The organism is Mesorhizobium sp. SP-1A, assembly GCF_032460275.1.
In the GTDB taxonomy this organism is placed as follows: domain Bacteria; phylum Pseudomonadota; class Alphaproteobacteria; order Rhizobiales; family Rhizobiaceae; genus Mesorhizobium.
Genome location: NZ_JAVXZD010000003.1, coordinates 187,151 through 213,642 on the forward strand (window position 1 = coordinate 187,151; position 26,492 = coordinate 213,642).

General features: G+C 65.1%; 27 protein-coding genes and 1 tRNA gene. 6 read left to right on the plus strand and 22 right to left on the minus strand.

From position 1 onward, the window contains the following. Positions 1-37 precede the first annotated feature (37 nt). Genes QU595_RS15860 through QU595_RS15880 form a run of 5 tightly spaced genes read right to left on the minus strand, consistent with a single transcriptional unit; the run spans position 38 to position 5,478 of the window. A complete protein-coding gene (locus QU595_RS15860; protein WP_315923597.1) occupies positions 38-1,441 on the minus strand; it encodes an FAD-binding oxidoreductase in 1,404 nt (467 codons plus the stop codon). Beyond that, positions 1,441-2,751, minus strand: a complete 1,311-nt coding sequence (locus QU595_RS15865; RefSeq protein ID WP_315923599.1) for a cytosine deaminase — start codon at positions 2,749-2,751, stop codon at positions 1,441-1,443. The genes QU595_RS15860 and QU595_RS15865 overlap by 1 nt, the downstream gene beginning before the upstream one ends. A gap of 39 nt (positions 2,752-2,790) precedes the next feature. Continuing rightward, positions 2,791-3,663, minus strand: coding sequence for an ABC transporter permease (locus QU595_RS15870; protein WP_315923601.1), 873 nt, complete (start codon positions 3,661-3,663; stop codon positions 2,791-2,793). Beyond that, positions 3,650-4,465: an ABC transporter ATP-binding protein gene (locus QU595_RS15875; protein ID WP_315923603.1), complete on the minus strand. Its 816-nt coding sequence runs from the start codon at positions 4,463-4,465 to the stop codon at positions 3,650-3,652. Before QU595_RS15875 ends, QU595_RS15870 begins: the two co-directional genes overlap by 14 nt. An 8-nt stretch (positions 4,466-4,473) precedes the next feature. Further along, the gene (locus QU595_RS15880; RefSeq protein ID WP_315924500.1) at positions 4,474-5,478 is read right to left on the minus strand and encodes an ABC transporter substrate-binding protein; all 1,005 of its coding nucleotides are present in this window, start codon (positions 5,476-5,478) and stop codon (positions 4,474-4,476) included. Between the two features lie 254 nt (positions 5,479-5,732). Between QU595_RS15880 and QU595_RS15885 the strand changes: the two genes are divergently transcribed. Then, positions 5,733-6,116, plus strand: coding sequence for a RidA family protein (locus QU595_RS15885; protein WP_315923605.1), 384 nt, complete (start codon positions 5,733-5,735; stop codon positions 6,114-6,116). A gap of 34 nt (positions 6,117-6,150) precedes the next feature. Next, positions 6,151-6,954 (plus strand): creatininase family protein, encoded by an 804-nt coding sequence (locus tag QU595_RS15890; RefSeq protein ID WP_315923607.1) that lies wholly within the window; start codon positions 6,151-6,153, stop codon positions 6,952-6,954. Between the two features lie 6 nt (positions 6,955-6,960). Here the strand turns inward: QU595_RS15890 and QU595_RS15895 are convergent, their stop codons facing one another. Further along, the gene (locus QU595_RS15895) at positions 6,961-7,482 is read right to left on the minus strand and encodes a tyrosine phosphatase family protein (RefSeq protein WP_315923609.1); all 522 of its coding nucleotides are present in this window, start codon (positions 7,480-7,482) and stop codon (positions 6,961-6,963) included. Further along, positions 7,479-8,534, minus strand: a complete 1,056-nt coding sequence (gene cobD / locus QU595_RS15900) for a threonine-phosphate decarboxylase CobD (protein WP_315923611.1) — start codon at positions 8,532-8,534, stop codon at positions 7,479-7,481. Before cobD ends, QU595_RS15895 begins: the two co-directional genes overlap by 4 nt. On the opposite strand from cobD, the gene cbiB reads away from it, so the two are divergent. Next, complete coding sequence (gene cbiB, locus QU595_RS15905) at positions 8,533-9,501, plus strand: adenosylcobinamide-phosphate synthase CbiB (RefSeq protein ID WP_315923613.1); 969 nt, start codon at positions 8,533-8,535, stop codon at positions 9,499-9,501. The genes cobD and cbiB overlap by 2 nt on opposite strands. Before the next feature lie 9 nt (positions 9,502-9,510). On the opposite strand, the gene cobO is transcribed toward cbiB, so the two are convergent. From cobO to QU595_RS15920, 3 genes are all read right to left on the minus strand, one after another. Beyond that, positions 9,511-10,131, minus strand: a complete 621-nt coding sequence (cobO, locus tag QU595_RS15910; protein WP_315923615.1) for a cob(I)yrinic acid a,c-diamide adenosyltransferase — start codon at positions 10,129-10,131, stop codon at positions 9,511-9,513. Further along, positions 10,131-10,646, minus strand: a complete 516-nt coding sequence (cobU, locus tag QU595_RS15915; RefSeq protein ID WP_315923616.1) for a bifunctional adenosylcobinamide kinase/adenosylcobinamide-phosphate guanylyltransferase — start codon at positions 10,644-10,646, stop codon at positions 10,131-10,133. Before cobU ends, cobO begins: the two co-directional genes overlap by 1 nt. Positions 10,647-10,763: 117 nt before the next feature. Further along, positions 10,764-11,963, minus strand: coding sequence for an MFS transporter (locus QU595_RS15920; protein ID WP_315923618.1), 1,200 nt, complete (start codon positions 11,961-11,963; stop codon positions 10,764-10,766). 220 nt (positions 11,964-12,183) lie between these two features. Between QU595_RS15920 and QU595_RS15925 the strand changes: the two genes are divergently transcribed. Together QU595_RS15925 and QU595_RS15930 are read left to right on the plus strand one after the other, a co-directional pair. After that, positions 12,184-13,203 (plus strand): DUF1624 domain-containing protein, encoded by a 1,020-nt coding sequence (locus tag QU595_RS15925; protein ID WP_315923620.1) that lies wholly within the window; start codon positions 12,184-12,186, stop codon positions 13,201-13,203. Beyond that, positions 13,200-13,670, plus strand: a complete 471-nt coding sequence (locus QU595_RS15930; RefSeq protein WP_315923623.1) for an isoprenylcysteine carboxylmethyltransferase family protein — start codon at positions 13,200-13,202, stop codon at positions 13,668-13,670. Before QU595_RS15925 ends, QU595_RS15930 begins: the two co-directional genes overlap by 4 nt. 30 nt (positions 13,671-13,700) lie before the next feature. Here the strand turns inward: QU595_RS15930 and QU595_RS15935 are convergent, their stop codons facing one another. The 3 genes from QU595_RS15935 to QU595_RS15945 form a co-directional block, all read right to left on the minus strand. Further along, on the minus strand, positions 13,701-14,087 hold the full coding sequence (locus QU595_RS15935; protein WP_315923625.1) for a MerR family DNA-binding transcriptional regulator: 387 nt from the start codon (positions 14,085-14,087) through the stop codon (positions 13,701-13,703). A gap of 174 nt (positions 14,088-14,261) precedes the next feature. Then, complete coding sequence (gene mgtE / locus QU595_RS15940; protein WP_315923627.1) at positions 14,262-15,674, minus strand: magnesium transporter; 1,413 nt, start codon at positions 15,672-15,674, stop codon at positions 14,262-14,264. A gap of 234 nt (positions 15,675-15,908) precedes the next feature. Continuing rightward, positions 15,909-15,993: transfer RNA gene (locus QU595_RS15945), tRNA-Leu, on the minus strand. Positions 15,994-16,316: 323 nt separating this feature from the next. Between QU595_RS15945 and lipB the strand changes: the two genes are divergently transcribed. Further along, a complete protein-coding gene (gene lipB, locus QU595_RS15950) occupies positions 16,317-17,057 on the plus strand; it encodes a lipoyl(octanoyl) transferase LipB (protein WP_315923628.1) in 741 nt (246 codons plus the stop codon). 620 nt (positions 17,058-17,677) lie between these two features. Here lipB and QU595_RS15955 read toward each other — a convergent pair. The 9 genes from QU595_RS15955 to nuoN all read right to left on the minus strand — a co-directional run bounded on the left by QU595_RS15955 (position 17,678) and on the right by nuoN (position 26,482). Then, complete coding sequence (locus QU595_RS15955) at positions 17,678-17,800, minus strand: hypothetical protein (RefSeq protein WP_315923630.1); 123 nt, start codon at positions 17,798-17,800, stop codon at positions 17,678-17,680. A gap of 105 nt (positions 17,801-17,905) precedes the next feature. Next, a complete protein-coding gene (locus tag QU595_RS15960) occupies positions 17,906-18,586 on the minus strand; it encodes an ABC transporter ATP-binding protein (RefSeq protein ID WP_315923632.1) in 681 nt (226 codons plus the stop codon). After that, positions 18,583-19,869 (minus strand): lipoprotein-releasing ABC transporter permease subunit, encoded by a 1,287-nt coding sequence (locus QU595_RS15965; protein ID WP_315923634.1) that lies wholly within the window; start codon positions 19,867-19,869, stop codon positions 18,583-18,585. The genes QU595_RS15960 and QU595_RS15965 overlap by 4 nt, the downstream gene beginning before the upstream one ends. Further along, on the minus strand, positions 19,866-21,194 hold the full coding sequence (gene proS, locus QU595_RS15970) for a proline--tRNA ligase (RefSeq protein WP_315923636.1): 1,329 nt from the start codon (positions 21,192-21,194) through the stop codon (positions 19,866-19,868). The genes QU595_RS15965 and proS overlap by 4 nt, the downstream gene beginning before the upstream one ends. A 602-nt stretch (positions 21,195-21,796) precedes the next feature. Further along, on the minus strand, positions 21,797-22,066 hold the full coding sequence (locus QU595_RS15975) for a DUF1467 family protein (protein WP_315923638.1): 270 nt from the start codon (positions 22,064-22,066) through the stop codon (positions 21,797-21,799). Continuing rightward, on the minus strand, positions 22,063-22,470 hold the full coding sequence (mce, locus tag QU595_RS15980) for a methylmalonyl-CoA epimerase (RefSeq protein ID WP_315923640.1): 408 nt from the start codon (positions 22,468-22,470) through the stop codon (positions 22,063-22,065). The genes QU595_RS15975 and mce overlap by 4 nt, the downstream gene beginning before the upstream one ends. A 46-nt stretch (positions 22,471-22,516) precedes the next feature. Next, positions 22,517-24,187, minus strand: a complete 1,671-nt coding sequence (locus tag QU595_RS15985; RefSeq protein ID WP_315923642.1) for a ribonuclease J — start codon at positions 24,185-24,187, stop codon at positions 22,517-22,519. A gap of 29 nt (positions 24,188-24,216) precedes the next feature. Further along, positions 24,217-25,041, minus strand: a complete 825-nt coding sequence (locus tag QU595_RS15990; protein ID WP_315923644.1) for a biotin--[acetyl-CoA-carboxylase] ligase — start codon at positions 25,039-25,041, stop codon at positions 24,217-24,219. Positions 25,042-25,045: 4 nt separating this feature from the next. Further along, positions 25,046-26,482 carry an NADH-quinone oxidoreductase subunit NuoN gene (gene nuoN / locus QU595_RS15995; RefSeq protein WP_315923645.1) on the minus strand — a complete coding sequence of 479 codons (1,437 nt, stop codon included), beginning with the start codon at positions 26,480-26,482 and terminating at the stop codon, positions 25,046-25,048. Positions 26,483-26,492: the final 10 nt, after the last annotated feature.

Here is a 26,492-nt window from a genome sequence, read left to right on the forward strand (position 1 = left end):
CTGCCCACAAGGAGACGGGTAAGGGCCGCGCCGTATCTCATCCCGCCTTCTCCAATCCCTTGAACAGGAAAGTCTTGCCGGAACGGTAATCGTAGTCCGGGTTCTCCCAGGCGATCATCTTTCCCGGATTGAGCAGCCCTTGCGGATCCGCCTCTCGCTTGAAGGCGAGCTGAACCTGGTCCGTCTGCTTCATGCCGCCCTCCTCCAGCGTGTAGCGATGCGGATTGAAGACCGGGCAGCCGTTTTCCTCATGCAGGCGGATGATCTCGTCCAGCCGCTCCTCCGTGGTGAACTTCACCAGCGGCAGGCCGAAGCAGGTGATGTTGCCGTCGAAGCGCACGAATTCCAGATGCGAGAAGACCTCGCCGGGGAACATGGCATCCATCTTCTCCACCAGTGCAAGCTGGTTGGGAAACGGATAGAGGGTTTGCAGGTAAGTGATCGACGGATCGACGCGCAGCGCCCGAAGCGTGGTGTGATTCCAGGCCAGTTCGAAGGCCGGCGGCAGGCCTTTCTTCTCCTCGTCCGTCAAAGCCGCCGCATTGAAGACCACCTCGCCGCCCGCGCGGCGGGTGAAGGCGAGGAAAGCGTCCAGCGAATGCGGCGCGACCATCGTGAGGCAGATGCTCTGCCCGGCACGGAAAAAGCGCTGGTGGCGCTTGAAATAATCCTGCGGCACCGGCGCGGCGACGGGCGTTATCAGCTTGGTCAGCAGCCCGTCCTGGCAGCCGAGCGCATTGCCGTAACGCGCGGCAGCCATGAAGCTGTCGAAGCCGACGATCACGTCCACCCAGTCGTAAGCGGCGGTCAGCGGCATTTCCACCTCGGTGATGATGCCGTTGGTGCCATAGGCGTGGGTCACCTTGTGCAAATCCTCGCCGGTAAGGTCGAGCACCCTTGGTTCGGCCTCCATGGTGACGACGCGCAGGCGCAATACATTGCCGAAATCGCGCAGGCCGCCGAAATTGATCGAGCCGACGCCGCCCGAGCCGCCGGCGATGAAACCGCCGATGGACGCGGTGTTGTAGGTGGAGGGATGCAGCCGCAGTTCCTGCCGGGAATGCGCGCGCGTGGCCTTGTCGATGTCGGCGATGATGGCGCCCGGCCCGCATACCACGCGTCCCGGCGCGATCGACTTCACCTCGTTCATGTCGGCCAGCGACAGCACCACCCCGCCCGACAGCGGCATGGCCTGGCCGTAATTGCCGGTGCCGGTGCCGCGCGGCGTGACCGGCACGCCACGCGAGAAGCAGGCGGCCAGCACGCGCACCACTTCCGCCTCGTCGCGTGGAGAGACGATGAGATCGCCGCTGACCTCGTCCAGTTGCCGTTTGAGTACCGGGCTGTACCAGTAGAAGTCGCGGCTCTTCTGCTGGACGATCTTTTCGTGATCTTCCAGCTTCACCCCGTCGAGATCGCGTTTCAGCGCGGCGATATCCATCAATCCACCATCAGATCGTCGAGTTCGGCGTAGTCCGGCAATCCGGCGTCGATCGGCTTTCCGGCGCGCACCACCATACGGCCGGACTCGGGCCGCGAAAGAAGTTCGGTCCAGCTTCTGCCCTTGAAGACGATGAAATCGGCCGGGCCGCCCGCGCGCAACAGCCCGTCGCTCGCGAGCCCCATCGTCTCAGCCGGAGTGGATGCCGCTGCCTTCGGCCAGTCGCCGACCGGATGGTCGAGATGCAGGATGCGCGTGGCCATGCGGTAGACCTCCAGCATGTCGAGGTCGCCATAGGCATAGAACGGATCACGCGTGTTGTCGGAAGCCACGGCAACCGGAATGCCTCTCGCCTTCATCTCGTGGAGCAGCGTCACCCCGCGCCAGCGCGGCGTGGTGCCGTCGTGCCGCCGGTCCTGCAGATAGAGATTGCACATCGGCAGCGACACCACCGCCATGCCGGCCCGCGCCACCTTGTCCAGCGTGTCGAGCACGTCCTTGTCGGGCTGGCGCGCGAGCGAACAGCAATGGCCGACGAGAATCTTTCCCTGGAAACGATGGCGCAGGGCCGCCTCGGCGATTTTCTTCAGCGAGACCGCACCGACGTCGTCGGTCTCGTCGGCATGGAAATCGAGGTCGAGCCCGTGGGCGATCGCGGTGCGGAACATGCGGTCGAGCAGGTCTTCGAGATCGGGCGCCATATAGCTGACCGCGCCGAGAATGCCCCCCGCCGCAGCCACGCGGACGGCGAGTTGCTCGAGCCAGGCGGCGTCCCGCACATTTTCGATGCCGACCAGGCTGGCCGCCTGCAATTCGATGCGCCCCTGCCAGCGCTCGCGCATCTGTTCGAACACCGGCCACGAGATTTCCTCTTGCGGCGCATCGCTGTCGATATGCGTGCGCAGGGCCCTGGTGCCATGGGCGTAGGCACAGCGCAGCGAGAAATCCATGCGCCGCGCCACGTCCTCCGCACTCCAGCGCGCGCGCCGGTCGGCCGCGTTGGCCCCCAGCGCTCCCATGAACGAACCGTCCGGATTGGGACTGCGCGGCCAGATATGCCCCTTGTCGATATGTGTATGGCAATCGACGAAGCAGGGCAGCACGATGCGGCCCTTGAGATCAAAGGCGGCGATATTTCCTCCATCCGCAGCGGCCGCGATGCTTGCTATCCGCCCGTCCGCCACCGCGATGTCCGCCAGCGCAAAGCCGTCGCCGTCGAAAACGGCCTCGAATCCCGGAGCCAGCGAAAAATGGACGCGGGCGTTGGTGAGGGTGAAGGAACCGGACGTGGGAATCGGAAACTCAGCCATCCCGTCCTCCAGCGCAACGCTCCGCAAAAACCGGCGCCATCAGCCCTCCTGCCGCAGCGCGCTTTCGTGCCAGCGCCGCAGGATAAGATGCGAAACCAGCGACAGCACGAGGAAGATGACGATGCCGGCGAGCGAGATCAGGATCAGCGCCGCGAACAGGCGCGGCGCGTTCAGCCGGTAGCCGGCTTCGATGATGCGCGAGGCGAGCCCGGAAGACTGGCCGGTGGCTCCGGCGACGAACTCGGCCACAACGGCGCCGATCAGCGAAAGCCCGCCGGCGATCTTCAGGCCGCCGAGGAAATAAGGCATCGCCGCCGGCAGGCGCAGGTGCAAAAGCTCCTGCCAGCGCGTCGCACCATTCAATCGGAACAGGTCGCGCAAATTGCGATCGACCGAGTTGAGGCCCAGCGTCGTGTTGGAAAGGATCGGAAAGAAAGCCACGATCCACGCGCACAGCAGCAGCTTGGTCGTCTGGTTGTCGACATAGATGTTGATGAGCGGGAAGATCGCCACGATCGGCGTGACCTGCAGCACCACAGCGAAGGGGAAGAACGACATCTCCACCCATTTCGACTGCGCGAACAGCACCGCCAGCCCGACGCCGCCGATGACGGCCAGCAGCAGGCTGAGAAAAGTGATCTTCAGCGTCACCAGCAAGGACCCGAACAGAAGCCCGGCGTCGTCATGCAGGGTGCGCAGCACCTCCATGGGGCGCGGCAGGATATATTTCGGGATGCCGTTCCACACGCACAGGCGATCCCACAGCCAGATCGCCAGCACCATGATGACGAGCGGAAGCAACCACCGGCCCACCTTTTCCAGCCGCTGCTGGCGCACGCGCCGCGCCTCTTCCGGATCGAGTGCTCCGGCGGCCGTGCGGTTCCCCGCCGCCTTGTGTTCAGCGACCGTCATGCTCGGGTCCCGCGGTCGAATGGATGGCCGACAAAAGCACGTTCGACGCCTCGCGGCACAATGCGGCATAGTCCGGCGAAGTGCGGAACGCCTCGTCGCGCGGATAGGGCGCCTCGACCGGCAGTTCCTGAAACACCCTGCCCGGCCGCGCCGCCATGACGATGATGCGGTTGGACAGGAACGCGCTTTCGAACACCGAATGCGTGACGAAGACGGTGGTGAAGCGCTGGTCCTGCCAGAGGTCCAGCAGGTCGTTGTTGAGCTTGAAGCGGGTGATCTCGTCCAGCGCGGCGAACGGCTCGTCCATCAGCAGCACGCGCGGCCTCGTGACCAGGGCGCGGGCGATGGAAACGCGCATCTTCATGCCGCCGGAAAGCTCGCGCGGCACGGCCGAGGCGAATCTGTGCAGATGCACGCGCTCCAGCATCTCCATCACGGCCGGCGCCGCCTTCGCTTTCGAGACGCCCTTGAGCCGCAACGGCAGCCACACATTGTCGAAGACGCTCGCCCAGGGCAGCAGCGTCGGTTCCTGGAACACGAAGCCGACCGCGTCGCCCGCCGCGCCGGGCCGATCGATCGAACCGGAAGTCGGCGTCGAAAGCCCGGCGATGAGGCGCAGCGCCGTGGACTTGCCGCAGCCGGAAGGCCCAAGAAGGCTGACGAAGTCGCCCTCCCCGATCGTCATGTCGACATTGTCGAGCGCCGTCACGCCGTTGGAGAAGACCTTGCCGACGCCCCGCAGGGACAGCAACGCCGCCTTCCCGGCCGCGCGGCCTCCCTCCATCGGCGCGGCGTGCGGCATCCCGGCGCTCACTTCTTCAGGTCGAGCCCGACGCCCTTGTTGACGAAGACGAGCGTGTAAGCCTTCTTGATGTCGATGCCCGACGGAATGGCCTTGGCCTTCACCATCTTGTCGTAGAAATTCTGGATTCGCTCGTCGGTCATGGCCCCGATGCCGAGCTTTTCGGCATCACCGGAGTCCACGATCCCGTATTTCTTCATCTGCGCGATGGAAAAGGCGATCTGGTCGTCCGTCATGTCCGGATTGTCTTTCTTGATCGCCTCGTTGGCGGCCTTGTTGTCGCCGTAGAGATATTTGTACCAGCCCTTGGCCGAGCCATCGACGAAGCACTGCACCACCTCCGGCCGCTTGTCGATCGTCTCCTGCATGGTCTCGATGGTCGTCGCATAGGCGTTGAAGCCATTGTCGGCGAGGAGGAAGACGTTGGGCTGGAAGCCGCCCTCCTTCGCCACGGCATAGGGTTCGGAAGTCACGTAACCCTGCTGGATGGATTTCGGATTGGCGATGAACGGCGCCGAATTGAAGGTATAGGGCACGCGCTTGGACGGATCGAAGCCGTATTCGCTCGTCATCCAGAGAAAGAAGCTCTGCGCGCCCTCGTCGCCGATGATGTATTGCTCGGCCTTGGGCAGGTCAGTCCACTTGTCCAGGCCCTGCCCCGGATGCGACATCATCACCTGCGGGTCCTTCTGGAAGGTCGCGGCCACGACACGCAGCGGGATGTCCTGCTGCACGGCGTCGAAGGCCTGCAGCATGTTTCCGCCCATGTAGAAGTCGATCTTGCCGGCGAGCAGCAACGGCCGCCCGCTGACCTGCGGCCCGCCCTGCATGATGGTGACATCCAGGCCACAGGCGGAATAGGTGCCGTCCAGCATCGCCTGGTAGTAGCCGCCGTGTTCGGGCTGTGCCAGCCAGTTGGTGCCGAACACGACCTTCTCGTTGGCGGCGGCGCCGAGCGTTCCGGCTGCCAGGAGCGCCAGCACCCCGGCGGAAGTCTTGACCCTTGCGATCATCGGCACCACTCTCTGCTTGACCGGCGGCAAGGCCGGGCCGTCACTGTTTCCTGAAGCAAGACATGGCCGCCGGTCGTCGGCAGGCGGTGCCGTCCTGGAGCTGTCAGGAGTCGGCCGGGTCGTGCTGTCGGGCGGCATGGTGCCTATTTTTCCAATGGCTGTCCATAATCGCCAAAGGCCATCCAAAGCGATCTTGTAGGCCATGAGTTCGGCGTCTAGGGTCGGCTGCAATTCCAGACGGGCAAACGGCCGCCATGTTCAAGTTCCTCGCTCCGAAATCGATCAGGCCGCCCTTCGCCCGCTACAGCCATGGCGTGGAGGTGCCCGCAGGCAAGCGGCTGATCCTGTGTTCGGGACAACTGGGCATCGGGCCGGACGATTCGGTGCCGCAGGATGCCGGCGCGCAGGCTGAACTCTGCTTTGCCAACATCGCGGCCGTGCTTGCCGAATCAGGCCTCGGCCTGCGCGACATCGTGCGCATCAACACCTTCGTCTCCGACCGGGCCTATATGAAGCCCTATATGGAGGTTCGCGACCGGCTGTTCGCCGACCCTGCGCCAGCCTCCACGCTGATCGTCGTGTCGGGTTTCTCGCGGCCGGAATTCAAGATCGAAATCGAGGTCATCGCCGCAGGCTGAGGCCGCGGCGCACGCACAACGAACAGGTGGCATCATGAGCAAAGCGAACAGGCGGGCCTGGTGGGGCGAGTACCGCACGGCGGAATTCGCCGACATCGATCCGGAGGTGACGATCGCCGTATTGCCGGTTGCGGCCATCGAGCAGCACGGTCCGCATCTGCCCGTCTCCACCGACACCACCATCATGCAATGCATGCTGGAAACCGTGATCCCGCGCTTGCCCGCCGACCTCGACGTGCGCATCTTGCCGGTACAGGCCGTGGGCAAATCCAACGAGCATCTGCGCTCTCCCGGCACGCTGAGCCTGCCGGCGGTTGCCCTGATCGAGGCCTGGACCGAGCTTGGCGTCTCCATCGCCAAGACCGGCATCCGCAAGCTGGTGGTGGTGAATTCCCATGGCGGCAACGAGGAGATCATGGGCATCGTCACGCGCGAGCTGCGCGTGCGCTTCAACATGATGGCGGTCAAGTCGAGTTGGCAGCGCTTCGGCCGGCCGGACGGCATGTATACGCCCGAGGAGGATCGTCTCGGCATCCATGGCGGCGATGTCGAGACCTCGCTGATGCTGCATTTCCGGCCCGACCTGGTCGATATGAGCAAGGCGCGGGACTTCGTTTCCAACGTCACCAAGGCGGACAAGCATTTCGACCTGCTGCGCCAGACCGGCACCCATGCCTTCGCCTGGATCGCCGGCGACATCAGCGAGTATGGCGTGGCAGGCAACGCCGCGGCCGCCACCGCCGAGAAGGGCAGGTTGACGGCCGAACATCAGGCAGACGGTTTCGTGCGCCTGCTTCAGGACATCCGCAAGGCCAGGCTTGCCGACTGGCTGTCCTGATCCGGGTCAGATTCGAAGCGCGAAGGGAACGCCTTCGAAGGCATCGGCGCCACGGCCGATGGCCTTGATGGCGGCGACCATGCGGCCCCGGCGTCCCAGAAATTCGTCGGCGACGGCGATCAGCCGAGGGTTCGGCGTGGCCGAAGGCGACAGCGCCCTCAGCGTCTGCGCAAGCTCCTCCTCGTCGCGCTGCGGCGCCAGCGCAGCGGCGATGATATAGGCAGATGCCGTGGAACGGCTGATGCCGGCATAGCAATTCACCACCAGCGGCCGCGAGCGCTCCCAGCCCTGGGCGAATTCCAGCAGGGTCCGCACGTGCAATGTGCCGGGCAGCGTCATGCCTTCCTGCGCCTCGGCGATGTCGTGCATGACGAGATGGAGATGATTTTGCGGCAGGATGGAAGCCGGTCTCGTCATGCCCGTGCCCTCGGCGAGCAAAGACAGCAGCCGGGCCGCCCCCACCCTCGTCACGGTCTCCTCGACCTTGGAGAGCGGGCAGACGATGACCGTTGCAGGGCTTGCATTCATGGCCGGGGCTCCTCGCCGGAATGGTCGCGCGTCCGCGCCCAGGACGCAAGGGCGGCTTCCAGACGCTGCCATTCTTCCTGACAGGCGGGCAGGCCGGCACGCAGCGCATGCGGACGATCGGCGAAGTGGCGGAGCAGGACGCCGTGCTCGCCGAGCGTCCGGAACAGGCTGCCCGCACCCTCGAATTCCAGAAAACGGTAGAGGCTGGTGCCGCCGGTCACGGGCGCGCCGTGCCGGGCAAGCAGCGCATCGAGCCGCGCCGCGTCGCCAGCGAGACGCTCCCGCATGCCGTCCTGCCATCCGGTGTCGGCCAGCGCGCGGATGCCATAGTCCAGTGCCGGACCGGAAACCGCCCATGGACCGAGTTGAGCGTCGAGCCGTTCCGCCAGTGTTTTGTGCGCAAGAGCGAAACCCAGCCTGATTCCCGCAAGGCCGAAGAACTTGCCGAAGGAGCGCAGCACGACGATGCCGCCCTGCGCCACGTCGCCGGCAAGGCTTTCCGCCTGCGGGCCGACATCCATGAAGGCTTCGTCCACGACCAGCAGACCGCCTCGAGCGCGCAGACGGCCGGCAAGATCGAGCAGTTCCGCGCGGGAGATCACCCGGCCGTCCGGGTTGTTCGGGTTGACCACCACCGCGACATCAGCATCGGCCAGCGCGGAAAAATGCCTGGTTTCGACGACCTCGTGTCCGGCGATCCGGGCCGCCCTGGCATGTTCGGCATAGGTCGGCCCGAGCACCAGCGCCCGTCCCGGCGCCACCAGCGAGGCCACGCGCGGCAGCAGCACCTGCGTGCCCGGGGCGGCGACCACGTTGCCGGCCGAAGGAGCGCGATAGGCCCTTGCCGCGACGGCGGCGAGTTCCTGTGCCTGCGCCGCCTCGGGCAGGCGGGTGAAGGCGGTAGCGTGGATTTCGAAAAGCGGATAGGAGTGCGGGTTGATCCCGGTCGAAAGGTCGACGAACGGTTCGGGCGCATTGGGAAACAATGCCCGCGCCCGGCCGAGGCTGCCGCCGTGATCCACCTTCGCCAACGGCTCGCCGGGAAGCCCCATGTCGATCCTCGTCGCCTTCCTGTCGCTGCTTGCCGAACTCGGCCTTGGATATCCCGGCCGGCTGTTCCGCGCCATCGGCCATCCGGTGACGTGGTTCGGCAGGCTGATAGCCTTTGCCGACAAGACACTCAACCGCGCGACCGATTCCGACGCGCAGCGTCGCATGGCGGGGATCGGCGCGCTGGCCGCTATCGTGCTGGTGCCTGCCGCTGCCGCAAGGCTGCTGGAAACCTTGCTCGTCATGCTGCCTTTCGGCATCTTGCTCGTTGCGCTGGTCGCGAGTTCCCTGCTGGCCCAAAAGAGCCTCGGCCAGCACGTCGCGGCTGTGGCCGAGGCGCTGGAAAAAGGCGGGCTGGAGGCTGGCCGGAAAGCCGTCTCCATGATCGTCGGACGCGATCCCGAGACCTTGGACGAGGCGGGCGTCAGCCGCGCCGCCATCGAAAGCCTGGCCGAGAATTTTTCGGACGGCATCGTCGCGCCGGCCTTCTGGCTGAGCATCGGCGGCCTTGCCGGCGGCGTCGCCTACAAGGCCGCCAACACCGCCGATTCCATGATCGGCCACCGCACGCCGCGCCACGAAGCCTTCGGCTGGGCGGCGGCACGCTTCGACGACCTGATAAACCTGCCCGCTTCGCGGCTTACGGCGATGCTGATCGTGGCTGCCGCCGCTGTCGTTCCGGGCGCCGATGCCGGGGCTGCGTGGCGCGCCGTGCGGCGCGATGCAAGACGCCATCGCTCGCCCAACGCCGGCTGGCCGGAAGCCGCCATGGCCGGGGCGCTCGGGCTCGCGCTGGCCGGCCCGCGCGTCTATGGCGGCGTGGTGGTCGGCGACCCCTTCATGGGAGACGGCGGCCGCCGCGAGGCGACCGCGGCCGATATCAGGCGTGCCCTGAAACTCTACTGGACGGCCGACCTGCTGCTGATCTGCCTGTACGGCCTGCTTGCGCTGGGCATGGCGCTCGCCTGACGCGGCAGCCTAGAACTCTATTCCCTGCTGTGCTTTCACGCCGGCCGAGAAATGGTGCTTGGTCGCGCCCATTTCGGTGACGAGATCGGCCGCTTCGACCAGCGCTGGCTTGGCGTTGCGCCCGGTGACGACGACATGAAGGTCTTCGCGCCGGCTTTTCAGCGCGGCGACCACCTTGTCGATGTCCAGATAGTCGTAGCGCAGCGCGATATTGAGTTCGTCCAGCACCAGCAGGCTGATGGACGGATCGGCCATCAGTTCCAGCACCTTCGCCCAGGCGGCTTCGGCCGCCGCGATGTCGCGCTTGAGGTCCTGCGTCTCCCAGGTGAACCCCTCGCCCATCGTGTGCCAGGCCACCCGGTCGCCGAAGGCCGCGAAAGCGTCCTTTTCGCCCGTATGCCACGCGCCCTTGATGAACTGCACGACCCCAACGCGTCGACCATGGCCCAGCATCCTGAGCGCCAGCCCGAACGCGGCCGTGGTCTTGCCCTTGCCAGGCCCGGTGTTGACGATCAGCAGGCCCTTCTCGATCTTCTTCTCGGCGACCTCGGCGTCCTGCACCTGTTTGCGCTTGGCCATCTTGGCGCGGTGACGCTCCTCGTCCTTTTCGGCGGTTTCGGTCTTGTCCATCACTTCACCTTGAGCGGCAGCCCCGCCACCATAAAGAAAACAGCGTCGGCCACGGCCGCGACCTGCTGGTTCAGCCGGCCGGCCTCGTCGCGGAAGCGGCGCGCCAGCGCATTGTCGGGCACGATCCCCTGCCCGACCTCATTGGAAACCACGAACCACGGCCCGCGCGGGCGCGAAAGCACCTCGGCCAGCCTGGCATATTCGGCTTTGAGATCGTGTTCGCCAAGCATGTGGTTGGTCAGCCAAAGCGTCAGGCAATCGACCAGGACCGGGCGCCCCACGGGCATGGCCTCCAGAGCGCCGGCCAGATCGAGCGGAGCGTCTATCGTCTCCCAGCCCTCGCCCCTGCGGGCACGGTGATGGGCGATGCGCTCGCGCATCTCCTCATCATAGGCCTGCGCCGTCGCGACGTAGGTCCACGGCGCCATGTTCGCCATGACCAGCTTCTCGGCATGGGCGCTCTTGCCGGAGCGCGCGCCGCCGAGCAGCAGCGTGAGGCTTGCGCTTTCAGGCAAGGCGGACACGCCGTTCTGGAGACGCCGAGACGCTGTGCATGTCGTTTCCTTTTCTTATGTCCCAATCAGCATAGGCACCAAGCCCATGCCCGACAAATTGTAAACCGGCCTCATGATCTAAAGGGATTTCGGCAGGTATACCCAGGTCACGATGGCGCAGGCCAGCGTCAGGCAGCCAAGCGTCGCGAACACCGAACCCAGCCCGAAGAAGCTCAGCACCACCGAATAGACCAGCGGCGGCGTGAGTTCCGAAAAATCCTGGTAGGTGCGGTAGACCGCCGCCATCTGCGGCCGCTCATAGGTGCGCACGGCGCGCATGAAAGCGGTGGAGCCGAGCGCGTCGATGGCTATGTTGAAGAAGGCGCCTGCTAGCAGCAGGGCGGCCGTCAGCAACGGCACCGCCTCCCCCAGCGCACCGGCCGCGAACAGGATCAGCGACGTCGCCGCGAAGGCCAGCGTGATGATGCGCCGCGCGCCGAATCGCTTGCCGGCCCGGCCCCAGAAGATCGCCACGAACAGCAGCGCGTTGCCGGCGGACACCAGAAGGCCTCCGGCCAGGTCGCCCTGCCTGGTGATGACCATGAACAACGGCCCGTAGACGAAGAAGGTGGTCCAGTAGCACGAGCGCCCGAAGGCGATCAGCCACGCCAGCCGCAGCCTCGGCTGGCGCACGAACCGGCCTATGTTAGCGAGCGGGTTCGCCGCCCGGCTCTTGCCCGGCGCGATCAGCGGATTGTCGCTCAGCCGGTAAAACCAGAACAGCGCCAGAAGCAGCAGCGCGAACACCGCCACCGCGCCGTGCGCGGCATAGACGCCGTAGCGCGAATAAAGGAAGATGCCGAGCGTCGGTCCTCCGGTCCACGCCACCATCGACCAGGCCATGCGCAGCGATTCGGCCCGCATGAAATCCGTCTTGCGGATGTGATCCATGATGTAGAGGTTGAGCGTGATCGACAGTGCGCTCGCGCCCATCACGCGGCAGAGCATGCCGAGAAACTGCCCCGGCAGGCTGTGCGTGACGAAGAACAGCGAGCCGACGGCGAGCAGGCAGGCCCCTGCACTGTAGACCCAGCGCCGCGCGAAGCGCCGGATCAGCATCGGCATGAACAGCGTCACCGACAGGCCGAGCAGCGAAACCAGCGTGTAGAGCATGGAAACCGTGCGCTCGCTGTGCAGGATCTCGTAGGCCTGGATGGGAATGACGCTGGAGATCGTGGCGCGCGCGAAGGATTCGATGGTGTAGAGCGACGCAAAGGTGCGCGCCCCGGCCGAACGCACGGCCGGTAGCCAGATCGGATGGCGCACATGCGTAGCCATGGTCCCCCTCGATGCGGATTCGCGCGCGGGCAATCTGCGCGTCGAAGGCTGCGGCCGGTAGCAGGAAACCGACGCCTCGCGGCCCGAAAGCGAAGCCGGCCAAAGGCTTTTCGCCGCTGGCCCAACCCTTCATGGCTCGCTTTACAGGATCGGACTTTGCCTCTACCCCTCGTTCCACCCCTCTTTGGGGCCTCACCGGACGTGCCCAGGATCAGGAATCATGATCGCCGAACAGCCGACCGCGACAGCGACCGCCCTGAAACCGAACCGCCGTATAGAAATTATCGACATCCTGCGCGGCCTGGCGCTGCTGGCGATGGCCACCTACCACTTCACCTGGGATCTGGAATTCTTCGGCTACGCGCGCGCCGGCCTCACCGCCTTCGGCCCGTGGAAGATTTACGCGCGCTGCATCGCCTCGACATTCCTGTTCCTCGTCGGCGTCAGCCTCGTGCTGGCCCATGGCCGTGGCATAAGATGGCCCGGCTTCTGGAAGCGGCTGGGCATGATCGTGGCGGCCGCTCTGGCGATCACAGCCGTTACCTATTTCGCCACGCCCGACAGCTTCATCTTCTTCGGCATATTGCACCAGATCGCTTTGGCCAGCGTGCTGGGCCTCGCTTTCCTGCGCGTCCCGGCGCTGCTCTCGCTTCTGATCGCCGCATTGGTCATAGCCGCTCCGCACTATCTGCGCTCGTCCTTCTTCGATCATCCGGCGCTGCAGTGGGTGGGCCTCTCCACGGTCGATCCGCGCTCCAACGACTATGTGCCGCTGTTTCCGTGGTTCGGTGTGGTGCTGGCGGGCATGAGCGCGACCGCGCTGGCCGCCTCGACCGGCCTGCTCGCTCGTCTGGCCGAAATCCCGCATGTCCGCTGGACCAGCCCGCTGACCTTCATCGGCCGGCATAGCCTTGCCTTCTATCTCATCCATCAGCCGGCGCTGATCGCCTGCGTGTGGCTGTTTTCCCAGATCCTGCCGCCCGAAGCCCGCTCGCCCCAGACCAATTTCACCGAAGCCTGCCAGGCCAGTTGCGCCAACACGCGTGATGCCGCTTTCTGCACGCGCTATTGCGGATGCATGCTTGGCAGGTTGGAAAAAGGCGGAATGCTGGATAGTCTCTATAAGGGCGGTCAGGATGCCGCGCTGCAGCAGCGCGTGCGCGATCTCGCTTCGACCTGCACGGCCGAAACCGACGGCCTGACCGGGCAGGACATGGCGCCGACGGAGGACAAGCCATGACAGCGACGAGCAGGCATGGAATTCCCTGGCCGCCCTTGATCTATCTGGTGGCCATCATCGTCGGCGTGGCGCTCGGCCTGTTCTATCCGTTGCCGTGGATCAACGGCACGCTGGCCGACATATTGTTCGCGGTCGGCTGGATCTGTCTGCTGGGGGTGGCGGCGCTCTGGATCAGCGCCATCCGCATGATGATACGCGCCCGCACGACGCTGAACCCGAAAGGCCTGCCCGAGCAGCTGCTGACCGGCGGTCCCTTCGGCATCAGCCGCAACCCGATCTATCTGGCCAACACCATGCTCCTGATCGGGATCGGCCTGATCGTCGGCAGCATATGGTTCCTGCTGCTCGCCTTCGTCGCGGCCTTCCTCACCACCAAGCTCGCCATCGAGTTCGAGGAGCGCACGCTTGCCGAACGCTTCGGCAAGAGATACCGCGACTATGCCAGGCGGGTGCGCCGCTGGATCTGACGGGCTTTCGAAGCCGCGAATCCCGGTGTTTCAGGTCTTGACGCCGAGTTCGGCCAGCCGCTCGACGCAGGATTCCTCGGCATGGTCGAGCTCGGCCAGCGTTTCCTCGAGATCGCGGCGCTTCTGGCGCAGATCGTCCCGTTTTTCCTCGATTCGCTTGATCATCAGCTTGAGCTGCCCGACCTCGCCGGGCGGCTCCTTGTACATCTGGATGATCTCGCGGATCTCGTTGATGGAGAAACCGAGCCGCTTGCCGCGCAGGATCTGGCGGACCAGATGCCGGTCCGACGGACGGAACAGGCGGGTGCGCCCCCTGCGCACCGGGGCGATCAGCCCCTCGTCCTCGTAAAAGCGTAGCGTCCGCGTCGAGATGTCGAACTCGCGGGTGAGCTCGGTGATCGAATAATATTCCCTCATTGTCACTCCGAGCCGGGCCTGCGCGCAGATCGCGGCTCCTCCATCCGTCACGGAATGAAGCCGGCTACGCATGCGGCCACGCAGCGACGGACAATCGCACTGCACTTACGTAAAAGTCAATCGAGGGCCCCGGTCAGGAATGATTTTCCTGTGCGGCTGGCCGATCTTGCCGCCTCAGCGCACGCCGAACCACCATGTCGCCAGGCCGAGGAAGGCGAAAAAGCCCACGACATCGGTGACGGTGGTGACGAAAACGGCCGAGGCGACGGCCGGATCGACATTGAAGCGATCCAGGGTGAGCGGGATGAGAATACCCGCAAGCGCGGCGGCGAACATGTTGATGATCATGGCTGCCGCGATGATGCCGCCAAGATTGAGGTCCTGGAACCAGGTGGCCGCAACCGCGCCGATCAGCACGGCGAAAACCGCGCCGTTGATGAAACCGACGCCCATCTCGCGCCGGATGACCCGCCAGGCGTTGTAGATGTCGAGATTCCTTGTGGCCAGCGCCCGAACCGTCACGGTCATGGTCTGCGATCCCGCATTGCCGCCCATGCCGGCCACGATCGGCATCAGCACCGCCAGCGCCACGATGCGCTGGATGGTTTCGTCGAACAACCCGATGACGGAAGCCGCCAGAAAGGCCGTGACCAGATTGACCAGAAGCCACGGCACGCGCGAGCGGGAGGTGGACAGGATCGAGTCCGACAGCTCCTCGTCGCCGACGCCGCCCATGCGCAGCAGGTCTTCCTCGGCCTCTTCCTGGATGACGTCGACGACGTCATCGATGGTGAGCACGCCGACCAGCCGCTCGTTCTCGTCCACCACAGCGGCCGACAGAAGGTCGTATTGCTCGAATTCGCGTGCCGCCTCTTCCTGGTCCATCGTGGCCGGAATGGCGTGGCGGGTTTCGTGCATGACGTCCTCGACCTTGACCGTGCGCTTGGAACGCAGGATCTGGTCGAGGTCTATGGCGCCCAGCAGCTTGAAGGTCGGATCGATGACGAAGATCTGGCTGAAGCGGTCGGGAAGGTTCTTGTCCTCGCGCATGTAGTCGATGGTCTGGCCGATGGTCCAGAACGGCGGCACGGCGACGAACTCGGTCTGCATGCGCCGCCCGGCGGTCTCCTCCGGATAGTCCAGGGAACGCCGCAGGCGGATGCGCTCGGTGAAGGGAAGCTGCGACAGGATCTCGTCCTGGTCCTCCTGGTCGAGATCCTCCAGGATGTAGACGGCGTCGTCGGAATCCAGCTCCTGAACCGCCTGCGCGATCTGCTCGTTCGGCAGGTTGTCGACGATGTCGAGACGGATCGCCTCGTCGACCTCGGTCAGCGCGGAAAAGTCGAAATCGGAGCCAAGCAGCTCGACCAGCGCGCGGCGCTGCTCCGGCAGCAGGGCCTCGAGAAGGTGGCCGAGCTCCGACTGGTGCAGGCCGCCGACATCGCGCTTGAGCGCCAGTATGTCCCGGTCGGCGATGGCCGCGCCCACCTGTGCGAGGAAGGACGCGCGGATGACGCCTTCCTCGTCATAAATGTCGGCGTGGCGCCTTTCGGCGTCCGGGCCGCCTGTCTGCTCATGGCCTTCCATCGGCGTCTCCCGTTGCCGGCATGGGAAAGGATAGATGCCGATCTAACGCATCGGCGGGTCAGGTGGGAACCGGTCTCGACAGAAAATCGGTGCACGAACAAAAGGATGCTGCGGCCTGCCGGTTCCGGTCGCCGTGGACATTTCAGGCAAAAAGCGAACTGGACCGGAAGACTGCCGTGCCGGCCGCGCGTAGACGCTGGCCTATACGGATCGGAGCCTCGATCGAAGGAACAATGGTGCGGTCGAGAAGACTCGAACTTCCACGGGTTGCCCCACAGCGACCTCAACGCTGCGCGTCTACCAATTCCGCCACGACCGCACGTGGTAGAAGCCGGAACCGACCGGCTCGCGGCGTGTAGCAAATCGCATCCGGCGAAACAAGTGCACTCGCACCGATTTAGCGCAAGATAAAAGCTTGCAAGGCCGGTTCCGTTTCCCGGCCGCGCGCCGGCCGGCGACACGACCCCGGACCTCGGCAATTCGCCGCCCGGAACGGGAGCGGCACGGCCGCGACCGACGCGCCCCGGCGAACCGGCGAATCAAACGCGGGCGTCCGCCACCGGCCGGTCCGTCCTGCCCGGAACTGGACGTCGCGCCCGATAGCGGCCATATGAAAGGTTCGATCCGCCGTACGAGACAGCCATGCCAGCACGCAGCCAGCTAGAAACGGCCTTCATGCCCCTGCCCGGCTCCGCGCCGGTGGAATGGCGCATAGAACCCGGTCTCGTCGCCTATCCCGATGCCCTCGCCTTCATGGAGGCGCGCGCGGAAGATATCCGTTCGGGCGCTGCCGGCGAAACGGTCTGGCTGGTCGAGCATCCGCCGCTCTACACGGCGGGCACGAGCGCACGCGCGCAGGATCTGATCGAGCCGGATCGCTTTCCGGTCTTCGCGGCCGGCCGCGGCGGCGAATACACCTATCACGGCCCCGGCCAGCGGGTGGCCTATGTCATGCTCGACCTGAAGCGGCGGCGCGAGGATGTGCGGGCCTTCGTCGCGGCGCTCGAATCGTGGATCATCGAGACATTGGCCATGTTCAACGTGCGCGGCGAACGTCGCGAGGACCGCGTCGGCGTCTGGGTTGTCCGGCCGGATCGGCCGCCTCTGGCCGATGGGACACCGGCCGAGGACAAGATCGCCGCGATCGGCATCCGGTTGCGCAAATGGGTGAGCTTCCACGGCATCGCTATCAATGTCGAACCGGACCTGTCCCATTTCGGCGGCATCGTGCCCTGCGGCATCCAGGATCACGGCGTCACCAGCCTGGTCGATCTCGGCCTGCCGGTGACCATGTCAGACCTGGACGTCGCGCTGAAGGCCTCCTTCGAGCAGGTATTCGGCCCCGCCGCCCCCATATACCGGCCGATGCTACGCACCGGCTGAACGTCGGCCATTCGTCTCCGGCTCCGGCCGGCGCCATGCTCCAAGAGCGTTTCCACAACCACTACCGGCACCAGCCTGCAAAGGGTGGCGCTCTCTATATCGCTCCGATCCAGATCGCCATCGAAACCAGAAAGGCGCTCATGCACAGCAGCGAGACCACGTCACGAACAAGATCGGTCATTTCTCTCTCCTGTTTTTAATATGTTCGTAATTTGTTCTATTTTTGTTCAAATGTCAAAACGCATTTCACGCCGAAGATGCAGATGCCGCCAACTCCTGACAGCAGGGTTAACGAAAGATGATCGTGGATAGAGCCCGGGACCGGCGACACGCGGGGGCGGCCATCGCTTCACGTCCACGGATAGAACTAACGTAACTCTGCCGCGCCTCGCACTACCATTGCCTGCCTTGGCGAGAGCAGGATCATGATGCCGCGGAAACTCTTCCTGCCCGCCTCTGTGGCGTGCGTCGTTTCGGGCCTGACTTGGCCCAACAGGACTGCATGTCCCTGCCGGATCGGATCGGCCAACCGAACACCGTCCAGTCCTCATTCGCGAACTCGGTCGCGGCCGATGAAACGAAGGACATGTGCGGACGGCAGGGAGATGCGCTCCGTGCTTCTACCGCATGGCCGGTGGAAGCTGCGCCGTGGTGATCTGGACGCCGGCCCGTTCCTGCGAGATTTCCAGCATCACGACGAACGCGACCGTCACCGAAACGGCGACCAAGGGCCACCGCATCATTTCGGCGATCATGTTTTCATGAAGGTTCGCTTCAGGATCCCGGACACGGGTCAGGACGAACCGGCCAAGCCATAGGTCCTGTGTGTCGGACGCCCTCCGGAAGGCTCAAAGCGGCACGACCTTGCCTTCGGACAGCGTCACGCGTCGATCCATGCGCGCGGCAAGTTCGTGATTGTGGGTGGCGATCAGCGCCGCGAGCCCCGACTGCCGCACCAGCGCCTCCAGCGCGTCGAACACATAGGACGCCGTGGTGGGGTCCAGATTGCCGGTCGGCTCGTCGGCCAGCAGCACCAGCGGCGCGTTGGCCACCGCGCGCGCGATCGCCACGCGCTGCTGCTCGCCGCCGGAAAGTTCCGCCGGGCGGTGCTGCGCCCGTTTGCCGATCTGCATGTAGTCCAGCAGTTGTTCGGCGCGCTTGGCCGCTTCCGGGCGCGACAGCCCCCTGATGAGCTGCGGCATCATGATGTTTTCCAGCGCCGAGAATTCCGGCAGCAGGTGATGGAACTGGTAGACGAAGCCGATGTCGTTGCGGCGGATGGCGGTCCGCTGGTCGTCGGAGAGGCGACCGCAGGCGCGCCCGCCCAGAATGACGTCGCCGGCGTTCGGCCGCTCCAGCAGGCCGGCCGTATGGAGCAGCGTCGATTTTCCGGTGCCGGATGGCGCCACCAACGCCACCATCTCCCCGCGCCGGAGGGCGAAATCCGCGCCGTTCAGGATGTTGAGCTTGCGCTCGCCCTGAAGATAGTAGCGCTGGACGCCCTTCAGTTCGATGATCACGTCCGTCATTCGTACCTCAGCGCCTCGACAGGATCGAGCCGTGCGGCCCGCCAGGCCGGGAACAGCGTCGCGAGGAAGGAGAGCACCAGCGCCATGGCGATGACGGACAGCGTTTCGCTGGCATCCATCCTGGCAGGCAACTGGCTGAGGAAATAAAGCTCCGGATTGAACAGCACGGTGCCTGACAGCCAGGAGAAGAACTCGCGGATGCGCTCGATGTTGAGGCATATGATGATGCCCAGGACCACCCCCGCCAATGTGCCGACAACGCCGATCGCGGCCCCTGTCATCAGGAAGATGCGCAGGATCGCGCCGCGCGTGGCTCCCATCGTGCGCAGGATGGCGATGTCGTGGCCCTTGTCCTTCACCAGCATCACCAGGCCCGAGATGATGTTCAGCGCCGCCACCAGCACGATCAGCGTCAGGATCATGAACATGACGTTGCGCTCGACCTGGAGCGCGGAAAAGAAGGTCTGGTTCCGCTGGCGCCAGTCGGTCATGTAGATCTGCCGCTGCGCCGCCGCCTCCACTTTCGGCTTCAGCGCATCCACATTGTCGGGATTGTCGACATAGACCTCAATGCTTTGGACCTTGTTGTCCATGTTGAAATAGAGCTGCGCCTCCGGAAGCGGCATATAGATGATGGACGCGTCATATTCCGACATGCCCACCTCGAAGATCGCCGTGATGGGATAGGCTTTCACCCTGGGCGTCGTGCCGAGCGGCGTCACGTCGCCCTCGGGCGAAATCAGCGTGATGGAATCGCCGACGCCGAGCCCTAGGTTCTCGGCCATGCGCGTGCCTATCGCGACGCCTTCGGTGCCGCCGAACTCCTTCAGCGAGCCCTGCTTGACGTTATTGGCGACGAGCGAAATCCGGGAAAGGTCCTCGGGCCGGATGCCGCGCACGAGCGCGCCGGTGCCCGAACCGACATTGCCCTGCGCCAGCACCTGCCCGTCGATCAGGGGCAGGGCGTATTTGACGCCGGAAACGCCGTCGATGCGCTTGGCGACCTCGGCATAGTCCTCCAGCGGCATGTCCACCGGCGTCACGATCAAATGGCCGTTGATGCCGAGGATGCGGGTCAGAAGCTCGGCGCGAAAGCCGTTCATGACGGCCATCACCACGATCAGCGTGGCGACGCCGAGCATGATGCCGAGGAAGGAGATGGAGGCGATAACCGAGATCACCGTCTCCTTGCGCCGCGAGCGCAGGTAGCGCCAGGCCACCATCCTCTCGAAGCCCGAAAACGGGCCGGCGGGAGGCGCCTCGGGAGCCGCCGCCTTGCTCATGCCGCCGCACCCAGTCGCTTGATGGCCGCCTCGACGGAGAGCGTTTCGCGCTCGCCGCTCTTGCGGTTCTTCAGTTCGACCTCGCCCGCCGTCGCGCCGCGCGGGCCGACGATCACCTGCCAGGGCAGGCCGATCAGATCGGCGGTCGCGAATTTGCCGCCCGCGCGCTGGTCGGTGTCGTCATAAAGAACGTCCTTCCCGGCCGCGGTCAGCGCCGCATAGACCTGGTCGCAGATGCGGTCGCAATCGGCGTCGCCGACCTTCATGTTGATGAGCCCGACGTCGAACGGCGCCACCGACTCCGGCCAGATGATGCCTGCCTCGTCATGGCTGGCCTCGATGATGGCCGCGATCAGCCGTGTCGGGCCGATGCCGTAGGAGCCCATGGAGACGTTGTGCTCCTTGCCGTCGGGTCCCTGCACCTTGGCCCCCATCGGCTTGGAGTATTTCTCGCCGAAGTGGAAGATGTGGCCCACCTCGATGCCACGAGCCGAAAGCCGGTCGGCCTCGGGGATGCTGTCCCACGCCGCCTCGTCGTGCATCTCGTCGGTCGCCGCATAAGGCGTCGTCCACTCCGCCACGATGCCGGCGATCTCGGCATCGTTGGAGAAGTCGACATTCTCGCCGGGCACGGGAAGATCGAGGAATTCCTTGTGGCAGAATACCTGGCTCTCGCCCGTATCCGCCAGGATGATGAACTCGTGGGAAAGGTCGCCGCCGATCGGGCCGGTGTCGGCGCGCATCGGGATAGCCTTCAGCCCCATGCGGGTGAAGGTGCGCAGATAGGCCACGAACATGCGATAGTAGGCCGCCTTGGCGCCTTCATAGTCGAGATCGAAGGAATAGGCGTCCTTCATCAGGAACTCGCGGCCGCGCATGACGCCGAAGCGCGGACGCACCTCGTCACGGAACTTCCACTGGATATGGTAGAGGTTGAGCGGCAGGTCCTTGTAGGACTTGACGTAGGAGCGGAAGATCTCCGTCACCATCTCTTCGTTGGTCGGGCCGTAGAGCAGTTCGCGGTCCTGCCGGTCCTTGATGCGCAGCATCTCCTTGCCGTAGGCGTCGTAGCGGCCGCTCTCGCGCCACAGCTCGGCCGATTGGATGGTCGGCATCAGGATCTCCAGCGCCCCGGCGCGGTTCTGCTCCTCGCGGATGATGGCACAAACCTTGTCCAGCACCTTCTTGCCCAATGGCAGCATGGTGAAGGAGCCCTGCCCCTGCTGCCGGATCATGCCGGCGCGCAGCATCAGCCGATGCGAGACGATCTCGGCCTCGCGCGGGTTCTCTTTGAGGATGGGCAGGAAGTAGCGCGACAAACGCATGTGCTGGTCCATGAATGAGGGCTGGCCGTATCGGAATCGATGCGACGTGGGCTTACTTGCATCGGCTTCATAGCCATTTCGTGACCACTTGGAAACCCGCGCCGCCCGCCGCGCCAACACAGTTGCGTGGGCGCCCGTTCCTGGTCCAGGCATGATGTTTTATTGTGCAATGCAGCACAGGATTGCTGTTTTCTCGGCAAAATTTTTCGTGACATTTTCACCGGCGATGGTCTAGTGTATCCCGATAACCGAGAGGACAGAGCAAATCTGTTCTCCTACGCGGTCAAAGTCTTGGGAGGATGCGATCTAGGCGCGGTTACTCGCTGCCGCCGGATACCGGAAAGCAGATCGGACGCGTTCAATTGCAAGGCCTTGAGCCTTGCATTTTTTTTGTGCAGATGTTTGGCGCGGGATTGTTCACGACCGGCCATGGACTGGTTTTGGCACAGGATCGCGAAGCGAAGCTCCTCCGATCCGGGCACCGGTCAAAGCAACCGTCAAGACGACCGCACGACGATAAGGCAGAAGGTCTTTGCGCGCCTCGAAGGGAACGGCGTGTCCGCTTTCCCAACGCCCGATGGAGAACGCAGTTCGGCCTGGATTTAGCCCGGGCTCGGCATCAGATGTGCCAGATCGTCGACGCTGTACCCGAGCCCCTTGGTGAGGCCGTAGAAACCGCCCATCAAAATGGCCGTGACCAGCGTGGTCCACAGGACGGCGCGCAGCATATGCGGCCCGCGCGGCGCGCTGGGAACGGTCCCGAGCGTGACGTTCTCGTCCTCATCCTGGGTCCTGACGCCGAAAGGCAGCACGGCGAACAGCACCAGCCACCAGGTGACGAAGAAAAGCGCAACGAACGAAACCCAGCTCACGACTGCTCCAATTCCACCAGCGTTCCGGAGAAATCCTTCGGATGCAGGAAAAGCACCGGCTTGCCATGCGCGCCGATCTTCGGCTCGCCATCGCCCAGAACACGCGCGCCGGCGGCCTTCAACCCGTCGCGCGCGGCCAGGATGTCGTCCACCTCATAGCAGACGTGATGCATGCCGCCGGACGGGTTCTTTTCGAGGAAACCGGCAATGGGCGAGCCTTCGCCCAGCGGCTCCAGCAATTCCACCTTGGTGTTGCCGAGATCGACGAAGACCACCGTGACGCCATGCTCCGGCAATGCCTGCGGCTCGCTTGTCCGCGCGCCCAGCACATCACGATAGGTCGCCGCCGCTGCAGCGAGGTGCGGCACGGCGATGGCGACGTGGTTCAGGCGTTCCAGCTTCATCTTCCGATCCTCGAACACTCTGCTTAGCGAGGGCATCCGAAATTGGCTATCGCGTGACGAACACCGTCACCAGCGGCTTCTTGCCCCAGGCTTCGTTGGCGGCCGCCCGCACGGCGCGGCGCACGGCTTCCTGCACGAGATCGAGGTCTTTTCGGCGCTGGCGCGGGATGGAGTCCACCGCGCCGATTGCCGCATCGAGCATCAGCTCCTCCAGAGCCTCGCCGGCCGCGTTCGTCTCGGCGACGCCGATCGCCACGATGTCCGGATCGCCGGCCAGTTCATAACGGTCGTCCAGAACCACATTCACCGCCACATGGCCGGCAAAGGAGAGCTTGCGCCGGTCGCGGATGCCCATGGCCTCGTCGGTGCCGGTGAGCCTGCCGTCCTTGTAGAGCCGGCCATAGGGCACCTGGTCCACGATGGTGGCGGCGCCGGGATAGAGACGCAGCATGTCGCCGTCGCGCACCTGCGCCACCTGGCCGATGCCGGACACGGCCATCAGCGAGCCCTGCGCCACCAGATGCGCGGCCTCGCCGTGCACCGGCACGCCGATCTTCGGCCGCACCCACTCATACATCTGCCGAAGCTCCGCCCGCCGCGGGTGGCCCGACACATGCACCAGCGCATCGCCGTCCTCGATGATCTTCATGCCGAGGTCGATCAGCCGGTTCTTGATCTCCAGGATCGCCTTTTCGTTGCCGGGAATGGTGCGCGAGGAGAAGATAACCGTGTCGCCGGCCGTCAGCGCCACCGACTTCATCTCGTCGCGCGACAGCTTGGCCAGCGCCGCCAACGGCTCGCCCTGGCTGCCGGTGCAGATGACGACCAGATTCTCGCGCGGGATGAAGCCGTAATCCTCCTCCGCGATGAACTCCGGCAGGCCATCCATATAGCCAAGCTCGGACGAGACATCGACGACGCGCTTCAGCGAACGGCCGAGCAGCAGGCATTGCCGGCCTGCGTCCCGCGCGGCTTCGGCGATGGAACGGATGCGCCCGACATTGGAGGAGAAGGTGGTGATGGCCACGCGCCCCTTCGCCTGCTCGATCAGCGTTTTCAGGCTGGCGCCCACCGCCTGCTCGGAAGGCGAATCCCCTTCCCGAAGCGCATTGGTGGAATCGCAGACCAGCGCCAGCACGCCCTTGTCGCCATAGGCGCGCAAGCGTGCCTCGTCGGTCTTCGGGCCGATGGCCGGCGCCGGATCGATCTTCCAGTCGCCGGTGTGGATCACCGTGCCGGCCGGCGTGGTGATGGCCAGCGACATCGGCTCGGGGATCGAGTGCGCCACCGGGATCGCCTCGATCTCGAACGGGCCGATGGTGAATTTTTCTCCGGCCCGGTAGACCGTCACCGGGATCTTGGGCGCGCCCTGCTCTCCCTGGCGCTTGGCCTCGAGCAGGCCGGCGGCGAAAGGCGTCATCCAGACCGGCACGTTCAGCTTCGGCCACACTTCGTGCAGCGCGCCATAGTGATCCTCATGCGCATGGGTGATGACGATGCCGCGCAGGCCGGAAATGTTTTCCTCGATGAAGCGCGTGTCGGGCAGGATCAGGTCCACGCCCGGATGCGCGGGGTCGGGAAAGGTCACGCCGACATCGACCACCAGCCATTCGCGTGCATTCGCCGGTCCGTATCCGTAGAGGGCGAAGTTCATGCCGATCTCGCCGACGCCGCCGAGCGGCACGAATACGAGTTCGGCGTTCTGGTCGTTCGCCATTTCCTATCCTTTCCAGCCGCCTCGCGCGGTCAGATTGCGCCGGCGGAAGCGACCGCGCCGAAATGCACGTCGCCGGCCGCCACGGTCATGACCGTGCCGTCGGACCGGCGGATCACGAAACGGCAGTCCTCGTCAATGGTTTCGAAGGTGCCGCGCACCACATCGCCGTCGATCCTGACAGCGACCTCGCCTCCGAGACCCGCCGCGCGGCCCAACCAGCGCTGCCGGATGGCGTCGAGCCCCCGCCCCTCGTTCCACAGCCGCGCATTCTCGCTCCAGGCGTCGGACAGGGCCAGGAACAGCGTCTCGGCGTCGCAATCGCCGCCAAGCGCCTTCAGGGAAGTCGCCGGATAGGGAAGGCCCTCGGGATGCGCGACCACGTTGACGCCGATGCCGACGGCCACCGCGAAGCGGCCGCCCTCCAGCATCGCCGATTCCAGCAGGATGCCGGCCAGCTTGGCGCCGGACGCCAGCACGTCGTTCGGCCATTTCAACGTGAAGCGATTGCTGCCGGCGCTTGCCCCGTCGATGGCCATGGCGATGCGCCCCTTGGGCACGACCGCGTCGAGCGCGTCCGACAGCGCCAGCCCGGCGACGAAGCCGAGCGTGGCCGCGGTCTTCAATTCGCCGCCGGTGACCAGAAGCAGGGTCGCCGCAAGGTTCCCTTGCGGCGTCGCCCAGGCGCGCCCGCGACGGCCGCGCCCGCTTTCCTGCCGTTTCGAGACCACCCAGAGCCTGCCGGCATCGCCCGCGCGCCCATGGTCGAGCGCCAGCGCGTTGGTGGAGCCGACGGCTTCATGCGCCTCGAGCCTGTAGCCGTCGAGAGCCGCCGTCGGCGCCAGCGCAAACGCCATGGCCTCAGAAGAAGCTCTTGGCGGCAGCCTGCGCCATGGCGCTGATCGGCCCGCCGATCAGGACATAGAACAGCACGAACGCGCCGGACAGGCCGAGCACCAGCCTGAGTTCGCCCGCCATCTTCTGGAACGCGCCGACGGACTCGTCGAACCACATGATCTTGATGATGCGCAGGTAGTAGAACGCGGCCACGACCGACGTAAGCACGCCGATGATCGCCAGCGGATACAGCCCGGCGTTGATGGCGGCCAGGAACACGTACCACTTCGCCCAGAAGCCCGCGAGCGGCGGGATGCCGGCCAGCGAGAACAGCAGGATGGTGAGGATCGTCGCCATCCAGGGATTGGTGCCGGCCAGCCCGGCCAGGTCGCCGATCTCCTCCACATTGGCGTCGTTGCGGCGCATGGCGAGGATGAACGCGAACGTGCCGAGCGTCATGGCCACATAGATCAGCATGTAGATGATGACCCCGCGCACGCCCGCCTCGCTGTTGGCGGCGAGACCGACCAGCGCGAAGCCCATATGGCCGATCGAGGAATAGGCCATCAGGCGCTTGAAGTTGCGCTGGCCGATCGCCGCGAAGGAGCCGAGCGCCATCGAGGCGATGGAGATGAAGATGATGATCTGCTGCCATTGGTCGGCGACCGGATGGAAGGCGTCCATCGTCACGCGCAGGATCAGCGCCATCGTCGCCACCTTCGGCGCGACTGCGAAGAAGGCGGTCACCGGCGTCGGCGCGCCCTCATAGACGTCCGGCGTCCACATGTGGAAGGGAACGGCGGAGATCTTGAAGGTCAGGCCGGCCAGGATGAAGACGAGGCCGAACAGCACGCCGAGCTGCCGCCCCTCGCCCGCGACCGCCTTGGCGATCACTCCGAAATCGACCGATCCCGTGTAGCCGTAGGTCAGCGAGACGCCATAGAGCATCATGCCGGTGCCGAGCGCGCCCAGCACGAAATATTTCAGCCCGGCCTCGCTCGAGCGCAGGTTCTCGCGGTTGATCGCGGCCACGACGTAGAGCGCCAGCGATTGCAGTTCGAAGCCGAGATAGAGCGCGATGGTGTTGTTTGCCGAAATCATCAGCATCATGCCGAGCGTCGACAGCGTCACCAGCACCGGATACTCGAAATTGGCGTAATGCTGCTCCCGGGCGTAGCGGGCGGACATGATGAGCGTGACGGCCGATCCCGTCAGCGTCAGGATCTTCATGAACAGCGCGAACGCGTCCTGTTTGAAGGCGCCGCCATAGGCGATCCCCTCGGCCCCTCGCGACAGCATCCAGCCGCCGGCTATTGCCATCGCCACCACGGCGAGGCCGGTGACGAGCGTGCTGCTGTTGCCGCGCGCATAGGCGCCCACCATCAGCATGACCATCGCCCCGACGGCGAGGATCAGTTCGGGCGTCGACAGCGAAAGACTGGAAAGAAGGTCCGGCGTCATGGTTTTCCCC

What these genes read in the sequence shown, in the direction of transcription:
- QU595_RS15870 (WP_315923601.1), bottom strand. Translation starts at nt 3,663, where the DNA reads ATGACGGTCGCTGAACACAAGGCGGCGGGGAACCGCACGGCCGCCGGA.
- QU595_RS15965 (WP_315923634.1), bottom strand. Translation starts at nt 19,869, where the DNA reads ATGAGCAAGGCGGCGGCTCCCGAGGCGCCTCCCGCCGGCCCGTTTTCG.
- QU595_RS15960 (WP_315923632.1), bottom strand. Translation starts at nt 18,586, where the DNA reads ATGACGGACGTGATCATCGAACTGAAGGGCGTCCAGCGCTACTATCTT.
- QU595_RS15885 (WP_315923605.1), top strand. Translation starts at nt 5,733, where the DNA reads ATGTTCAAGTTCCTCGCTCCGAAATCGATCAGGCCGCCCTTCGCCCGC.
- cobD (WP_315923611.1), bottom strand. Translation starts at nt 8,534, where the DNA reads ATGGGGCTTCCCGGCGAGCCGTTGGCGAAGGTGGATCACGGCGGCAGC.
- lipB (WP_315923628.1), top strand. Translation starts at nt 16,317, where the DNA reads ATGCCAGCACGCAGCCAGCTAGAAACGGCCTTCATGCCCCTGCCCGGC.
- cobO (WP_315923615.1), bottom strand. Translation starts at nt 10,131, where the DNA reads ATGGACAAGACCGAAACCGCCGAAAAGGACGAGGAGCGTCACCGCGCC.
- QU595_RS15930 (WP_315923623.1), top strand. Translation starts at nt 13,200, where the DNA reads ATGACAGCGACGAGCAGGCATGGAATTCCCTGGCCGCCCTTGATCTAT.
- QU595_RS15865 (WP_315923599.1), bottom strand. Translation starts at nt 2,751, where the DNA reads ATGGCTGAGTTTCCGATTCCCACGTCCGGTTCCTTCACCCTCACCAAC.
- QU595_RS15935 (WP_315923625.1), bottom strand. Translation starts at nt 14,087, where the DNA reads ATGAGGGAATATTATTCGATCACCGAGCTCACCCGCGAGTTCGACATC.
- QU595_RS15985 (WP_315923642.1), bottom strand. Translation starts at nt 24,187, where the DNA reads ATGGCGAACGACCAGAACGCCGAACTCGTATTCGTGCCGCTCGGCGGC.
- mce (WP_315923640.1), bottom strand. Translation starts at nt 22,470, where the DNA reads ATGAAGCTGGAACGCCTGAACCACGTCGCCATCGCCGTGCCGCACCTC.
- QU595_RS15875 (WP_315923603.1), bottom strand. Translation starts at nt 4,465, where the DNA reads ATGCCGCACGCCGCGCCGATGGAGGGAGGCCGCGCGGCCGGGAAGGCG.
- QU595_RS15920 (WP_315923618.1), bottom strand. Translation starts at nt 11,963, where the DNA reads ATGGCTACGCATGTGCGCCATCCGATCTGGCTACCGGCCGTGCGTTCG.
- QU595_RS15925 (WP_315923620.1), top strand. Translation starts at nt 12,184, where the DNA reads ATGATCGCCGAACAGCCGACCGCGACAGCGACCGCCCTGAAACCGAAC.
- mgtE (WP_315923627.1), bottom strand. Translation starts at nt 15,674, where the DNA reads ATGGAAGGCCATGAGCAGACAGGCGGCCCGGACGCCGAAAGGCGCCAC.
- QU595_RS15895 (WP_315923609.1), bottom strand. Translation starts at nt 7,482, where the DNA reads ATGAATGCAAGCCCTGCAACGGTCATCGTCTGCCCGCTCTCCAAGGTC.
- QU595_RS15955 (WP_315923630.1), bottom strand. Translation starts at nt 17,800, where the DNA reads ATGATGCGGTGGCCCTTGGTCGCCGTTTCGGTGACGGTCGCGTTCGTC.
- QU595_RS15890 (WP_315923607.1), top strand. Translation starts at nt 6,151, where the DNA reads ATGAGCAAAGCGAACAGGCGGGCCTGGTGGGGCGAGTACCGCACGGCG.
- proS (WP_315923636.1), bottom strand. Translation starts at nt 21,194, where the DNA reads ATGCGTTTGTCGCGCTACTTCCTGCCCATCCTCAAAGAGAACCCGCGC.
- QU595_RS15990 (WP_315923644.1), bottom strand. Translation starts at nt 25,041, where the DNA reads ATGGCGTTTGCGCTGGCGCCGACGGCGGCTCTCGACGGCTACAGGCTC.
- QU595_RS15880 (WP_315924500.1), bottom strand. Translation starts at nt 5,478, where the DNA reads ATGATCGCAAGGGTCAAGACTTCCGCCGGGGTGCTGGCGCTCCTGGCA.
- QU595_RS15860 (WP_315923597.1), bottom strand. Translation starts at nt 1,441, where the DNA reads ATGGATATCGCCGCGCTGAAACGCGATCTCGACGGGGTGAAGCTGGAA.
- cbiB (WP_315923613.1), top strand. Translation starts at nt 8,533, where the DNA reads ATGTCGATCCTCGTCGCCTTCCTGTCGCTGCTTGCCGAACTCGGCCTT.
- nuoN (WP_315923645.1), bottom strand. Translation starts at nt 26,482, where the DNA reads ATGACGCCGGACCTTCTTTCCAGTCTTTCGCTGTCGACGCCCGAACTG.